The sequence below is a fragment of the Pseudomonas sp. P135 genome, assembly GCF_020312125.1.
In the GTDB taxonomy this organism is placed as follows: domain Bacteria; phylum Pseudomonadota; class Gammaproteobacteria; order Pseudomonadales; family Pseudomonadaceae; genus Aquipseudomonas; species Aquipseudomonas fragariae.
In genome coordinates this window covers 1-13,697 of sequence record NZ_JAGPYR010000031.1, presented here as the reverse complement: position 1 = coordinate 13,697, position 13,697 = coordinate 1, and the positions used below count along the sequence as shown (strand labels likewise).

The window sequence follows — 13,697 nt, the reverse complement described above, 5'->3', positions numbered from 1 at the left end:
AGGATCGGACGCAGGGCGTGGGAGCTATGAATGGCCCCCTGCTCAATTCCCGCCGACGGCGAAGTTGGGCAGGCTCTGCACCGGTGTGGCGAATTCGTAGGGGATCGAGACCAGTTCATTGCCCGAGTTGCGCTGCACGACAAAGTGCAGGTGCGGGCCGGTGCTGTTGCCGGTGTTGCCCGACCGTGCCAGCGCTGTTCCGACACTCACCCGCTGACCTTCCCTGACACTCACCGAGCCGCGCATCAGGTGCAGGTAGACGCCCATGGTGCCGTCGTCGTGCAGGATGCGCACAAAGTTGCCTGACGCATTCGAGCCCCGCCCTGACTGGCTGTTTTCGATCTTCACCACCGTGCCGCCGCGCGCGGCAATGATCGGCGTTCCCTCCGGCATGGCGATGTCCATTGCATAGCGCCCCTTGACGCCGTAATGGCTGTACCTGCCATTCGGGCCCTGAGTCAGGCGGAACGGGCCGCCAATCCACGGCAGCGGGTATTTGTAGGCCTGCACCGAGCCTTTGGGGTCTCCCAGAGTTGAAGTCAGCATCGAGGCGTAGTTCATCGGCTTGCTGCCCACCTTGGGGCTCAAGACCACCACGCGCTGGTTGCTGCGCGCAGCGATCGTGCGGCGCAGCGTTGCCGACGAGCCAGAGACCCCCAGCACGTTGGTCACACTGGAAAGCTTGAGTTCGACCTCGACCGGGGCATACAGATCATTGCGCACGTACAGACTGTGTACGCCCTTTTCACGTCTGACACTCAAGTGCACCTGGCCGTCGATACGCTCGACCATGCGGTCCCGAAACACCATGACCGATGCGCCGGGCGTCGGCCGGTCCGAGAAGGACACCACGCCATTGGCATCGGTGAATTTATAAATCGTGACCGCCCCGGCCGACTGCACAGTCAACGTCAGGGCAAACAGGATAAGCAGGCGTTCAAGCATCGGGATGGTCGGGTTCAAGGGCACTGGGTGCCAAGCCTAGCAGCCTTGCAGGCAGAAGAGGACGCAAGGGTATCAATCGGACATGAATGAAGCGTCAAGGAAGGCACGCCAGAGCGCCGGTACGCGGTGTTGTGTAACACCGCGCAAGGCTGACGCAGCGTGGGCACGCCGTTCAGCTCAGAGGTGGATGTCAGGCACCCGGGATAAAGTGCTTCTGCGCCGTACCGCGGGCAATCAGACGCGACAGATAGTCGAGCTTCTGCGCATCCTGGTCGACGAAACGGAAAGACACCTGCAGCCATTCGCTGTCGGGCTTCTGCTCGAACGCGGCAACCGAGTGCAGGTAGCCATTCAGGCGCGCGACTTCGTTGCTCTCGCCCTGCTCAAGGTCCAGCACCGCGCTGTCGAGTACCTGCGGCAGGTTTTCGCTGACGCGAATCACCAGCGTGGCGTCTTTCAGGGTGAGGGCCTTGATCACGCACGACTGAATGCCGTTGGGCAGACGCAACTGGCCCTGTCCGCGACCGGTCGGCTCTGCCGATCTGGCGGGTGCAGGTGCTGGCTTGGGAGCTGCGGCAGCAGCAGGCGCGCTACGAACCACTTCGGCCTTGCCACCGGTCAATGCACTCAGCGAGTCATTGAGCGGCGAGTTCATGCGTGCCGGGGCTGTGGACATGACAGCGTCAAGCTTGCCGACTTTTGCCAGCGCTTTCTTGACCTTGGTCAGCAACTGTTCATTGGTGAACGGCTTGCCGACAAAATCGGTCACTCCAGCCTGAATGGCCTGCACGACGTTTTCCTTGTCACCACGGCTGGTCACCATGATGAACGGAACGGTTCTCAGGTAATTGTCTTGCTGGCGGCACCATGTCAACAGCTCAAGGCCGGACATTTCTGGCATTTCCCAGTCGCACAGGATCAGATCGAACGCCTCTTTGCCCAGCAACGTCTGAGCCTTGCGACCATTGACCGCGTCCTCGGTATGAATCCCGGGAAAATAATTGCGCAGCCCTTTCTTGACCAAGTCGCGAATGAAAGTCGCGTCATCCACCACCAATACACTGACCTTACTCATCGACGCTCCTGCGGGCGTGTTCACCTGGAGGCGAACTGCGGTATGCCAACACGCCCTTTGTTTCGGCAAGCATAGCGTTGACTGATAGCCAACTGCCATATTGATTGACTGCGCCGCGGCATTTAATCCGCTGGCGACGGGAAATACTGATCTGCACAACGAAAAACGCCCAGCGCGTGCTGGGCGTTTTTCTCGCAGGCAATCTTACTTATCGTCAGCGTCGCCCGGAACATTAGCGGTTTCGCTCGATATACCCTGCACTTCTTCCTTCATGCGCTTGAGACCCATGTGCCGCACGTCGGTCCCGCGCACCAGGTAGATCACCAGTTCGGAAATGTTGCGTGCATGGTCGCCAATTCGCTCCAGAGAGCGCAGCACCCAGATGATGTCCAGTACCCGGGAGATCGAGCGTGGATCTTCCATCATGTAGGTCGCCAGCTCGCGCAGAGCCGTCTTGTACTCGCGGTCGATGGTCTTGTCGTACTGCGCAACCGACAGGGCCAGCTCGGCGTCGAAGCGGGCGAACGAGTCCAGCGCATCGCGCACCATGTTGCGCACCTGATCGCCGATGTGACGCACCTCGACGTAACCACGCGGCGCCTCGCCCTCTTCGCAAAGCTTGATGGCACGGCGTGCGATCTTGGTGGCTTCATCACCAATGCGCTCCAGGTCGATCACCGACTTGGAAATGCTGATGATCAGGCGCAGGTCGGACGCCGCAGGCTGGCGACGAGCCAGAATGCGCAGGCACTCTTCGTCGATGCTGCGTTCCATCTGATTGATCCGGTCGTCGACCTCGCGAACACGCTGGGCAAGACCGGAGTCGGCCTCGATCAACGCCGTGACCGAATCGTTCACCTGCTTCTCGACCAGGCCACCCATTTCGAGCAAATGGCTGCGAACATCTTCGAGTTCAGCGTTGAACTGTTGGGAAATGTGATGCGTATGGCTGTCTTTGTGGATCATGCTGGGTGTCCTTGGAACGTCCGGTTAATTGCGAAAACGCAGCGGTGGTTCAGGGCTGACGAAGCACGTACTACCCGTAACGACCGGTGATGTAGTCTTCTGTCTGTTTTTTTGCCGGGTTGGTGAACAAGGTATCCGTATCACCGAACTCGACAAGCTTGCCCATGTACATAAACGCGGTGTAATCCGACACCCGAGCCGCCTGCTGCATGTTGTGGGTAACGATCACAATGGTGTATTTCGATTTCAGTTCGTAGATCAGTTCTTCGACCTTGAGAGTCGAAATCGGATCAAGTGCCGAACAGGGTTCGTCGAGCAGCAGGACTTCCGGCTCCACGGCGATCGTTCGGGCAATGACCAGACGCTGCTGCTGCCCCCCGGACAAACCCAATGCCGACTCATGCAGTCGATCCTTGACTTCATCCCAGAGCGCAGCGGCTTTCAGCGCCCACTCGACAGCTTCATCGAGCACGCGCTTCTTGTTGATCCCCTGAATGCGCAGCCCGTAGACCACGTTTTCATAAATCGTCTTGGGGAACGGATTGGGCTTCTGAAACACCATGCCGACGCGTCGACGCAACTCGGCGACTTCCTCGCCCTTGGTGTAGATGTTGTGCCCGTACAGGTTGATCGCGCCCTCGACACGGCAACCATCGACCAGGTCGTTCATGCGGTTGAAGCAGCGCAACAACGTCGACTTGCCGCACCCGGAAGGGCCGATGAACGAGGTCACCTTCTGCTTCGGGATATTCAGGGCAATATCGAACAGCGCCTGCTTGTCGCCATAGAACAGATTCAGGCCTGGCACTTCGATGGCCACGCTCTCGTCGGCCAGATCCAGGCGTTGCTTGTGCCGCCTCAGGGCCGACATGTTCATGCCACTCGTCGGGCTTTCATGCTGCATGGATTGCTCCTGTGCGAACAGTTCGCGTCATCGAACGGCCGCGTTTGCCAAAGGGCGAATTCGGAATCAATTGTCGAGCGCCTTGTACTTTTCCCGCAAATGGTTACGGATGCTCACCGCCGACAGATTGAGCAAGGCGATGACCAGTACCAGCAGCAGTGCGGTGGCATAGACCAGCGGGCGGGCTGCCTCGACGTTGGGGCTCTGGAAGCCGACGTCGTAAATATGGAAACCCAGGTGCATGATCTTCTGATCGAGGTGCAGATAAGGATAGTTGCCGTCCAGCGGCAGTGACGGCGCCAGCTTGACGACGCCCACCAGCATCAAGGGCGCAACTTCCCCGGCGGCACGCGCCACCGCGAGAATCAGCCCGGTCATCATTGCCGGGCTAGCCATCGGCAGTACGATCTTCCACAGCGTCTCGGCCTTGGTTGCACCCAGTGCCAGCGAACCTTCACGCAGGGTCAGCGGAATGCGCGCCAGCCCTTCTTCGGTTGCCACAATCACCACCGGCACGGCGAGCAGTGCCAGGGTCAGCGAGGCCCATAACAGGCCAGGCGTGCCGAACGTCGGAGCCGGCAGCGCTTCAGGAAAGAACAGCCGATCCACCGAACCGCCCAGTACATAGACGAAAAAGCCCAGGCCGAACACGCCGTAGACAATCGCAGGCACACCGGCGAGGTTGTTCACCGCGATGCGAATCAACCGGGTCACCGGCCCCTGACGCGCGTACTCACGCAGGTAGACCGCCGCCAGCACACCGAACGGCGTGACGATCACGGCCATGATCAGGGTCATCATCACCGTGCCGAAGATCGCCGGGAAGATACCGCCTTCGGTGTTGGCTTCGCGTGGATCGGCACTGAGAAACTCCCACAGCTTCTCGAAGTAGAAGCCGAGCTTGGTCACCGTGCCCATCGCATTGGGCTGATAGGCACGCACCACTTTGCCCAGGCTGAGTTCGATCTCTTTGCCGCTGCCATCACGCGCGGTCAGGCTGTCGCGATCAAAGGCCTGGTGCAGCCCGTCAAGACGCGCCTCGATCACCTTGTAACGCGCATCCAGCTCGGCACGCTCGGCGGCCATGTCCGCTTGCGCGGCGGCATCCAGCCGGCCATCGAGCTCCAGCTTGCGGGTCTGCAGACGCAGGCGCTCGATGCTGTGATTGATGGCACCAATGTCTTTCTTTTCCAGGGTATAGAGTTCGTCAGCCAGCTTTTCGACGCGTTTGATGCGCTCTTGCAGGACCGGCCAGGCCGCCTCGCCTTCGGCCACGATGCGTCCGCCCTCCTTGACGTTGACCAGATAGCCGTAGAAATTGCCCCACTCGCGACGCTCCAGCGTCATCAGGTCTGCAGGCCGGCTCTGCCCGGTCAGCCATTCGCCTACCACCCAGTTGAAGTCACTGGGGTTGATATCCCGATTGCCGACCTTGAACAGCTCACGGGTCATGAACTCCGGCCCCTGATCAGGCACCGGCAGGCCCGCGCTTTTCAGGCGCGCACGAGGCACCTGCTCCTGCTCGACCCGTTCACCGACCAGAACACTCGATTCCTGATTGGGTACCGCGTACTGCGCGCTCACCAGATCGGCGGGCCAGAAATGCCCAAGGCCGCGCACGGCGATCACCGCCAACAGGCCGATGGTCATGATCACAGCGATGGATACGGCACCCGCACTCATCCAGACGCCGGGGGCGCCACTTTTGAACCAGTTCCTGAGGGAGTTCCGCTTCACCAATGCTTACCTTCCTTACAGCGACGAGTATTGCTTGCGCAGACGCTGACGAATCAGCTCTGCGAGGGTGTTCATCACGAAGGTGAACATCAACAGCACCAACGCCGCCAGAAACAGCACCCGATAATGGCTGCCGCCCACTTCCGACTCCGGCATCTCCACCGCGACATTCGCCGCCAGCGTACGCATGCCTTCAAACAGGTTCATGTCCATGATCGGCGTATTGCCGGTCGCCATCAGCACAATCATGGTTTCCCCCACGGCCCGGCCCATGCCGATCATCAAGGCGGAAAAGATGCCAGGGCTGGCGGTCAGGATCACCACCCGCGTCAGGGTCTGCCACGGCGTTGCGCCCAGTGCCAGCGAACCCAGCGTCAGGCTGCGCGGCACGCTGAACACGGCATCTTCGGCAATCGAATAAATGTTGGGGATCACTGCGAACCCCATGGCGATACCGACCACTAGCGCATTGCGCTGATCGTAGGTGATACCCAGGTGGTCGCGAATCCAGGTGCTCATGTCCCCGGCGAAGAACCAGCTCTCCAGGTGCGGGCTCATGCTCAACGAGAACCAGCCCACCAACAGCACGACAGGAATCAGGATCGCGCTTTCCCAGCCATCGGGAATACGCAGGCGAAGCGAATCAGGCACGCGGGTCCAGAAAAAGCCCGCCAGCAAAATGCCGATCGGCGTGAGCAGCAGCACACTGAAAATGCCGGGCAGATGCCCTTCCAGATACGGGGCCAGAAACAATCCGGCAAAAAAGCCGAGAATCACCGTCGGCATCGCTTCCATCAATTCGATCACCGGCTTGACCTTGCGGCGCATGCCCGGGGCCATGAAGTAGGCGGTATAGATCGCCGCAGCCACGGCCAGCGGCGCGGCCAGCAACATGGCGTAGAACGCCGCTTTCAGCGTGCCGTAGGTCAACGGTGCCAGGCTCAGCTTGGGCTCGAAGTCGGAGTTGGAGGCCGTGGACTGCCAGATGTACTTGGGCTCATCGTAATTCTCGTACCAGACCTTGCCCCACAGCGAACTCCAGGAGACTTCCGGGTGTGGGTTGTCCAGCGTCAGCGGCAGCAGCTTGCCAGCGCTCTCGATCAGAATCCGGTTGGCGCGCGGCGACAACGCCAGAATGCCGGGCCCCTCGGCAACCTGGTCGATCAACAGGGTGCGGTGCGCAGTGCTGTGGAATACGCCCAGCTTGCCGGAAGTATCCAGAGCGATGAAGCCCTTGCGGCGCTGCTCGGCCTTGATCTGCGCGATAGGTGCGCTGCCCAGGCCGAAATCGCGGATGCGCATCAGGCGCTGCTCACCGTCGGTGCCACGGGCCATGAACCACTGGGACAGGCTGCCCTTGGAGTTGCCGATGATCAGCGAAATGCCGCCGACCAGTTGAGCGCTCGCCGTGATCTCGGCGTTGCCGTCTTCCAGCAATTTATAGCGGCCATTGAGGCTGCGATCGCGCAGGCTGAACACATCCGCCTGCGCGCGCCCGTTGATGACATACAACCATTGCTGGCGCGGGTCGATGTAGATCGCCTTGACTACAGCAGACATCTGCGGCAATTCGATGCGCGTCTGCTCGCGGGTCATCTCGCCGGTCATCATGTTTTCTTTCTGTTCGAGCGAGACGACATGCAACTGAGTGCCGGTCGCCCCTGCCAGCTTCAGGCTGTCGCCATCGGAGCTGACGGTGACATGCTCGACCGCACGCCCGGCCTCATCCAGTACCAGGGGCGCTTCGCCGTAGGGCCAGGCCACGCTCGGGGTGATGGTTTTCTGATCGTTCGGGTAGGTCGTCAGGTACGAGTGCCTGAACACCAGCACCTGACCGTTGGACAAGCCCAGGGCTATCAATGGCGCGCCGGGCTGGTCCTTGCCGATGGACGCGACGGACACGCCCGCGGGAAGCGGCAAGGCAATGCGCTGCAGCTCTGCGCCGTCCTCGAGGTTGAAAAAGACCACTTCGCCCTTGTCGGAAATGCGCATGCCGATCTGGTTCTGCTCTTCGATGGTGATCATCAGCGGCGCACCAGCGTCCTGCAGCCAGGCGGCATTCAGCGCAGGCTCGGCGGTCAGGCTGGCGCCTTTGAAAAGCGGCGCAACGACATAGGCAAGGTAGAAGAAGATCAGCGTGATGGCCGCCAGCACGGCAAGGCCACCAATGGCGACGTACCAATGAGTGAGACGATCCTTCAACGCACGGACACGACGCTTTCGCACCATCGCTGGCGTATTGAAATCAATACGCTCTGGAGGCGAAATCTGGTCCATCGTCGATTTGAACAGCTCATTCATGCGCACACACCGTAGACGCCTTGTATGACAGAAACATTACAGCAAGGTGACACAAGAAAGCCCGCTGCCTGCGCAACCGGCGGCGGACTGTTCAATTTTGTGTGCAGGCCAGTCCATCGAGCCTCGCCCCAACGCGTACGCGATTACTTTAACGCCACGCCGCTCGCGCCCTGCAGGCCAAGATCGGCCAGCGTCTTTTCCACGACACGCGCAGGCAGCGGGATGTAACCGTCCTTCATCACCACTTCCTGGCCCTGTCTCGACAGCACCAGTTTCACGAACTCGGCTTCCAGCGGCGCCAAGGGCTGATTCGGCGCCTTGTTCACATACACATAAAGAAAGCGCGACAGTGGATAACTGCCGTTCAGGGTATTGGCTTCGCTGTCTTCGACAAACTCGCCCCCTTCCTTCTTCGCCAGCGCAACAGCCCTGACGTTGGATGTCTTGTAACCGATCCCCGAGTAACCGATGCCGTTACGCGAATTGCTGATCGCGCTGACTACCGAAGCAGAGCCGGGCTGCTCGTTGACGTTGGCCTTGAAGTCGCCTTTGCACAGGGCTTCTTCCTTGAAGTAACCGTAAGTGCCCGACACCGAGTTACGACCGAACAACTGGATCGGTTTGCCTGCCAGATCGCCGGTCACACCGACATCACCCCAGGTTTTCGCATCTGCCCTGGCACCGCACAGGCGGGTCGCGGAAAAGATCGCGTCCACTTGCTGCAGGGTCAGGCCCTTGATCGGGTTGTCCTTGTGCACGAAAACCGCCAGGGCGTCCACCGCGACCGGAATCGCGGTCGGCTTGTAGCCATGTTTCTGCTCGAAAGCCGACAACTCGCCGTCTTTCATCTTGCGGCTCATCGGGCCCAGATTGGCCGTGCCCTCGGTCAGCGCGGGTGGCGCCGTGGAGGAGCCGGCCGCCTGGATCTGGATGTTCACGCTCGGGTATTCTTTCTTGTAGGCCTCGGCCCACAATGTCATCAGATTTGCCAGGGTATCGGAGCCGACACTGGAGAGATTGCCCGACACACCGGAGGTCTTGGTATAGGCCTTGATGGCAGGGTCGACCGCAGCCAGCGTATTGGCTGCCGTCACTCCGGCGGCAACCAGGGTCAGTGCAGTCATCAAACGCTTGAGTGTCATCCTTGCGCTCCTGGCAGGGTGTGTCGGTGTCGACGAGCCTTTTTTGGCCAGTCTTGTGACTACTCTATGAATTGATTATGACAATAAGATGAAAAGGCTATCGACCTGTGCAGGTAGATAGCCTTTGGCTGTAGCGGTGCCAGAGCGATTCAACAGTGGGCGATGATCAACGCTTTCGGCTCAGCAAGAACGCACCGATGGCCATGCCCAGGCCGCAGAGGATCGCGACGTACCACGCCGGCCCCATCGGACTGCTCTTGAGCATGAAGGTCACGACCATCGGCGTCAGACCGCCGAAGATCGCATACGCCAGGTTGTAGGAGAACGACAGCCCCGAGAAGCGCACCACGGGCGGGAATGCCTTGACCATGACGTAGGGAACTGCGCCGATCGTACCGACGAACAGGCCCGTCACCGCATACAGCGGGAACAGCACTTCCGGATGGCTGCCGAGGATGTGATAGAACGTCCAGGAACTGATCAGCAGACCTGCGCTGCCCAGCAGAAACACCCAGCCTGCGCCGAAGCGATCCGCCAGTGCACCTGCCGCGATGCAGCCCACGCTCAGGAAGACAATGGCCAGGCTGTTGGCTTTCAGCGCCGTAGCAGCCGGAAAGCCATAAATGGTCTGCAGGATGGTCGGCGTCATCAGGATCACCACGATGATCCCGGCAGACAGCAACCAGGTCATCAGCATCGACAGCGCAACGGCGCCACGATGATCGCGCAGCACCGCCTTGAGCGGCACTTCCTCGGCCAGTGCCTTGCGCAGTTGCAGCTCGGCGAAGACCGGCGTTTCATGCAGCAGGCGGCGCAGATAGACCGACATCAGGCCGAACACGCCACCCAGCAGGAAAGGGATACGCCATGCGTAATCCGATACCTCGACCGGGGTGTAGATGCTGTTGATCGCCGTGGCGACCAGCGAGCCCAGCAGGATGCCCGCTGTCAGGCCGGCGGTCAGGGTGCCGCAGGCATAGCCGACACGACGTGCAGGCACATGCTCGGACACGAACACCCAGGCGCCCGGCACTTCACCGCCAATGGCGGCACCTTGAATGACGCGCATCAACAGCAGCAGAATCGGCGCCCACATGCCGATCTGTGCGTAGGTCGGTAGCAGACCCATGATCAGGGTCGGCACCGCCATCATGAAAATGCTCAGCGTGAACATTTTCTTGCGCCCCAGCAGATCGCCGAAGTGCGCCATGATAATGCCGCCCAGAGGCCTCGCCAGATAACCGGCGGCGAAAATGCCGAACGTCTGCATCATGCGCAGCCAGTCGGGCATGTCCACCGGGAAAAACAGTTTGCCGACCACCGCCGCGAAAAACACGAAAATGATGAAGTCGTAGAACTCCAGCGCACCACCCAGAGCCGACAGCGACAGGGTTTTGTAATCGCTGCGAGTCAGAGGCCGCGCAGGCTGCGTGGAACTTGGAGGAACAGATGACATGACAAGGCTTCTCTTTACGTGTTCTTTGAAAAGGGGCGAGCGACAGCAACGCTGGCTGCTGCGGGGTGCCGTGCAGAAGCGATTGTCGGGAGCAACGGTGCAGATAGGCACCAAAATTGCGTGTACAGGCAGTCTTGTCACCTGTAGAGGTCCAGCAAGATAGCAAATTGCTACAAAAAACACATGGCAGAACTGCCACTGACACAAAATGAAGACCCACGGTCGTTCTATGACGCAACGCCCGATATACTCGCAAGTCGTCAACAGCCTTGGGAAGCTGTGCGAAAACGTCTGAATCAGCGGGTTTCGCAGAGTTTCCCTTTGGGCCACACCGGCGCTGAACACATAATGTTCATGCTCATGGTTTTGAATGGCACCTGTTAACCGCGACATACAATAATGAGAGTCATGGGTCAGAGGCACCCTAGGCATGATCGAGCTCGAACAAGAAGACCCAACCCCGCAAGGCGACCTTGCACTGCAAATCACCGCCCTTCCCCGCGAAACCAATGGCTTTGGCGACATCTTTGGCGGCTGGCTGGTGTCCCAGATGGACCTGGCAGGCACAGCGATGGCCAGTAAAGTGGCGGGTGGCCGTGTGGCGACCGTCGCCATCGATCGCATGGCGTTTCTGGTCCCGGTCGCAGTCGGCGAACAGCTTTCCTTCTACACCCGCACCCTCGAAGTCGGACGCACCTCGATCAAGATGATGGTCGAAGTGTGGAGCGACGACCCGCTCACCAGCGAATGGCGCAAGGTCACCGAGGCTGCGTTCGTGTTCGTGGCCATAGATGCCAGCGGCCGGACGCGCTCGGTTCCTGCGCGACGGTAAATTGTCGTTCGGTCATGGATTGGCTGCACGGGTAAACTCACCGAGCGTGAAGCGGTCTATTTTCGTCACGGTCATTGAGTGAGAACTTTGCATGCCAACATCCCCGGTTGAACCCACCGTTGAATCCATCCTTTACGATGAGCTGAACTGCTGGCGTATTTGCCACGGCGAAGCAGAGCTGCTGGTTGCGCAACAAGGCGCACACATCCTCAGCTATCAAGTGGCCGGGCAGCAGCCGCTGGTGTGGCTGAACGAAGAGGCGGTTTTCAAACGCGGCAAACCCATTCGTGCCGGCATGCCGATCTGCTGGCCGTGGTTCGGTAACCTGGAGCGCAACCCGCAAAGCGTGCAGGCCATGCGCGACAGCAGCGAACCTGCCAAGGCGCATGGCGAAGTACGGGCGCTGGACTGGCAGTTGCTGGGTATTGGCGCAGATGGCGACGCACTGCTGGTGGAGTTCGTGCTTCCCGAAGCCGAAGGCCACTTGCCTGGCTGGCCGCACAACGTCGCCCTGAAACTGAGCATTCGTCTGGACCACGCACTGAATGTCAGTCTGGTCAGCTACAACTGCGGCACTGAGCCAGTAGTGATCAGCCAGGCGCTGCACACCTATTTCGCCGTCAGCGACGTACGTCAGGTCAGCGTCGAAGGGCTCGACGGCCTGCGTTACATCGAAACCCTGGCAAACTGGGAAGAACGCGAGCAGGGCGGCGACCTGACCTTCACAGGCGAAACCGACCGCATCTACAAGGACACGCCGGGCGTGCTCAGCATCGTTGACCCCGAGTGGCAGCGACGCATCCACATCCGCAGCACGGGCTCGAACTCAGCCATCCTGTGGAACCCGTGGATCGAAAAGACCGGCAAGTTCACCGACATGGCAGCAGACGGCTGGCAGCGCATGGTTTGCGTCGAAACCGCCAACGTGCTGGACGACGTGGTCACGCTGGCACCGGACCAGATGCATGTGCTGGGTGTGAGTATCTGGAGCGAGGCGCTCTGATCGATCAGTAATCGATCAAGCCCATCAAAGGTCCGACTCAACCACCACACGGACCTTTGATGCATCCATCGCATACGCCGCATCGGCAAGGTCGTTACTGACCTTCTCGATTTTCAGGGTGCCTTCTACCCACAGTGGTGTGTAGATATCATCCAGTTTCAGACCCTTGGGGTAACGCACCAGCACCAGCTGGTTGGGCGGCGGTGGCGGAACGTGGATGCAGGCGCCTGGGTAAGGCACGATGAAGAACAGCGTACTGCGGCCCTTGGCATCGGTTTCGAGAGGCACAGGGTAGCCGCCGAGACGAATCGTTTTGCCATTCATTGCCGGGACGGTTTTGGTCGAATACATGACCGCTGGCAGACCCTTGCTCTGCTTCAGCCCACCCTTGCTGTCGAACGTGCCCATGGCTTCCGGAGAATTGTGGTCAATCTCGGGCATGGCTTCGAGGGCTTTTTGATCGGACTTGGGCATCAGCTCAAGCCAGTCGGTTTCCGGCAACTGGGCGAGTGCGGGACCGGAGAGCGCGGATAACAGCAGAAGAGTCATCAACAGGAAGCGACGCATGATAAAGCTCGGCAAAGGGGTGGAAAGTTGCCGAGCATTCTAGCCCTCTGCGCACTGTAAAACAGAGGGCTGACGCATAAGCGTTATTTCTTTCTGATCATGCCGTAGATAACCAGCAGGATGATTGCACCTACCAGCGCGCCAAGGAAACCTGCACCCTCGCCTGCCTGATAGATACCCAGCGCCTGACCACCGTAAGTGGCTGCAAGCGAACCGGCGATACCCAGCACGATGGTCATGATCCAGCCCATGCTGTCGTCGCCCGGCTTCAGAAAGCGAGCCAACAGACCAACGATCAGGCCGATAAAGATGGTTCCAATGATACCCATGCCATTTCCCTCTGTATTAAGTGAATATGCCCGGGCTAATAGCAGCCCCGACCTACTGCTATCTGAGAACAGCGACAGGGAATGGTTCCGGCGCGATGGCGAGTTTGAGTCGAGGTGGAGAATTCTTCATGAATGACGGGGCTGAACCGACCTGAGCTGAGGCCAGGCGTCTCGAACGGCGCTGCAACGCAGAAGCATAGGCACGACAGTTCAAAACGCTCGTTCCGCACGCTCTGTGGACTGCCCCCAAGAAGTTGGACACCAATCCGACCTAATGGGGGTGTTCAAATGGCCAAGTATTCAGAGCAATTCAAACTCACCGTCGTCAAAGCGTACCTTGAAGGCAACACCGGCTTTCGTAAGGTGGCCAGTCAGTTCTCGATCGATTTCAGCCTGCTTCGACGCTGGGTCGCCAATTACAAGAGCCATGGGCACACAGG

Annotated in this window: 13 protein-coding genes; 3 read left to right on the top strand and 10 right to left on the bottom strand. The window is 59.7% G+C overall.

Annotated features, from left to right (window positions below; translation table 11 throughout):
- Window positions 1–42: 42 nt before the first annotated feature.
- The 8 genes from KBY08_RS25560 to KBY08_RS25525 form a co-directional block, all read right to left on the bottom strand.
- Entirely contained in the window at window positions 43–945 is a 903-nt protein-coding gene (locus KBY08_RS25560; protein WP_011269387.1) for a peptidoglycan DD-metalloendopeptidase family protein, read from the bottom strand.
- 190 nt (window positions 946–1,135) lie between these two features.
- On the bottom strand, window positions 1,136–2,020 hold the full coding sequence (locus KBY08_RS25555; protein WP_003401252.1) for a response regulator: 885 nt from the start codon (window positions 2,018–2,020) through the stop codon (window positions 1,136–1,138).
- A 204-nt stretch (window positions 2,021–2,224) separates the two neighbouring features.
- Window positions 2,225–2,986: a phosphate signaling complex protein PhoU gene (gene phoU, locus KBY08_RS25550; RefSeq protein ID WP_003401254.1), complete on the bottom strand. Its 762-nt coding sequence runs from the start codon at window positions 2,984–2,986 to the stop codon at window positions 2,225–2,227.
- A 70-nt stretch (window positions 2,987–3,056) separates the two neighbouring features.
- Window positions 3,057–3,890: a phosphate ABC transporter ATP-binding protein PstB gene (pstB, locus tag KBY08_RS25545; RefSeq protein ID WP_003401255.1), complete on the bottom strand. Its 834-nt coding sequence runs from the start codon at window positions 3,888–3,890 to the stop codon at window positions 3,057–3,059.
- A gap of 66 nt (window positions 3,891–3,956) precedes the next feature.
- Complete coding sequence (gene pstA, locus KBY08_RS25540; protein ID WP_201279945.1) at window positions 3,957–5,573, bottom strand: phosphate ABC transporter permease PstA; 1,617 nt, start codon at window positions 5,571–5,573, stop codon at window positions 3,957–3,959.
- 69 nt (window positions 5,574–5,642) lie between these two features.
- Entirely contained in the window at window positions 5,643–7,928 is a 2,286-nt protein-coding gene (locus tag KBY08_RS25535; RefSeq protein ID WP_225650678.1) for an ABC transporter permease subunit, read from the bottom strand.
- 143 nt (window positions 7,929–8,071) lie between these two features.
- Window positions 8,072–9,070 (bottom strand): phosphate ABC transporter substrate-binding protein PstS, encoded by a 999-nt coding sequence (locus KBY08_RS25530; protein ID WP_024639001.1) that lies wholly within the window; start codon window positions 9,068–9,070, stop codon window positions 8,072–8,074.
- 166 nt (window positions 9,071–9,236) lie between these two features.
- Complete coding sequence (locus tag KBY08_RS25525; protein WP_011269391.1) at window positions 9,237–10,526, bottom strand: MFS transporter; 1,290 nt, start codon at window positions 10,524–10,526, stop codon at window positions 9,237–9,239.
- 430 nt (window positions 10,527–10,956) lie between these two features.
- On the opposite strand from KBY08_RS25525, the gene KBY08_RS25520 reads away from it, so the two are divergent.
- Complete coding sequence (locus KBY08_RS25520) at window positions 10,957–11,358, top strand: acyl-CoA thioesterase (RefSeq protein WP_003316086.1); 402 nt, start codon at window positions 10,957–10,959, stop codon at window positions 11,356–11,358.
- A 91-nt stretch (window positions 11,359–11,449) separates the two neighbouring features.
- A complete protein-coding gene (locus KBY08_RS25515; protein ID WP_111522789.1) occupies window positions 11,450–12,361 on the top strand; it encodes a D-hexose-6-phosphate mutarotase in 912 nt (303 codons plus the stop codon).
- Between the two features lie 24 nt (window positions 12,362–12,385).
- Here KBY08_RS25515 and KBY08_RS25510 read toward each other — a convergent pair whose 3' ends face one another.
- Together KBY08_RS25510 and KBY08_RS25505 are read right to left on the bottom strand one after the other, a co-directional pair.
- Window positions 12,386–12,928: a DUF3299 domain-containing protein gene (locus tag KBY08_RS25510; protein WP_003401267.1), complete on the bottom strand. Its 543-nt coding sequence runs from the start codon at window positions 12,926–12,928 to the stop codon at window positions 12,386–12,388.
- A gap of 83 nt (window positions 12,929–13,011) precedes the next feature.
- Window positions 13,012–13,257, bottom strand: a complete 246-nt coding sequence (locus tag KBY08_RS25505) for a GlsB/YeaQ/YmgE family stress response membrane protein (RefSeq protein ID WP_003401269.1) — start codon at window positions 13,255–13,257, stop codon at window positions 13,012–13,014.
- 288 nt (window positions 13,258–13,545) lie between these two features.
- On the opposite strand from KBY08_RS25505, the gene KBY08_RS25500 reads away from it, so the two are divergent.
- Window positions 13,546–13,697 (top strand): transposase (locus KBY08_RS25500; RefSeq protein ID WP_225651308.1); only part of this gene is annotated, 152 nt, incomplete at its 3' end.

Excerpts from the sequence above, each read along its gene's own strand:
- KBY08_RS25530 (WP_024639001.1), bottom strand. The coding sequence starts at position 9,070 with ATGACACTCAAGCGTTTGATGACTGCACTGACCCTGGTTGCCGCCGGA.
- KBY08_RS25555 (WP_003401252.1), bottom strand. The coding sequence starts at position 2,020 with ATGAGTAAGGTCAGTGTATTGGTGGTGGATGACGCGACTTTCATTCGC.
- phoU (WP_003401254.1), bottom strand. The coding sequence starts at position 2,986 with ATGATCCACAAAGACAGCCATACGCATCACATTTCCCAACAGTTCAAC.
- KBY08_RS25510 (WP_003401267.1), bottom strand. The coding sequence starts at position 12,928 with ATGCGTCGCTTCCTGTTGATGACTCTTCTGCTGTTATCCGCGCTCTCC.
- KBY08_RS25505 (WP_003401269.1), bottom strand. The coding sequence starts at position 13,257 with ATGGGTATCATTGGAACCATCTTTATCGGCCTGATCGTTGGTCTGTTG.
- KBY08_RS25535 (WP_225650678.1), bottom strand. The coding sequence starts at position 7,928 with ATGAATGAGCTGTTCAAATCGACGATGGACCAGATTTCGCCTCCAGAG.
- KBY08_RS25515 (WP_111522789.1), top strand. The coding sequence starts at position 11,450 with ATGCCAACATCCCCGGTTGAACCCACCGTTGAATCCATCCTTTACGAT.
- pstB (WP_003401255.1), bottom strand. The coding sequence starts at position 3,890 with ATGCAGCATGAAAGCCCGACGAGTGGCATGAACATGTCGGCCCTGAGG.
- KBY08_RS25525 (WP_011269391.1), bottom strand. The coding sequence starts at position 10,526 with ATGTCATCTGTTCCTCCAAGTTCCACGCAGCCTGCGCGGCCTCTGACT.
- pstA (WP_201279945.1), bottom strand. The coding sequence starts at position 5,573 with ATGAGTGCGGGTGCCGTATCCATCGCTGTGATCATGACCATCGGCCTG.
- KBY08_RS25560 (WP_011269387.1), bottom strand. The coding sequence starts at position 945 with ATGCTTGAACGCCTGCTTATCCTGTTTGCCCTGACGTTGACTGTGCAG.
- KBY08_RS25520 (WP_003316086.1), top strand. The coding sequence starts at position 10,957 with ATGATCGAGCTCGAACAAGAAGACCCAACCCCGCAAGGCGACCTTGCA.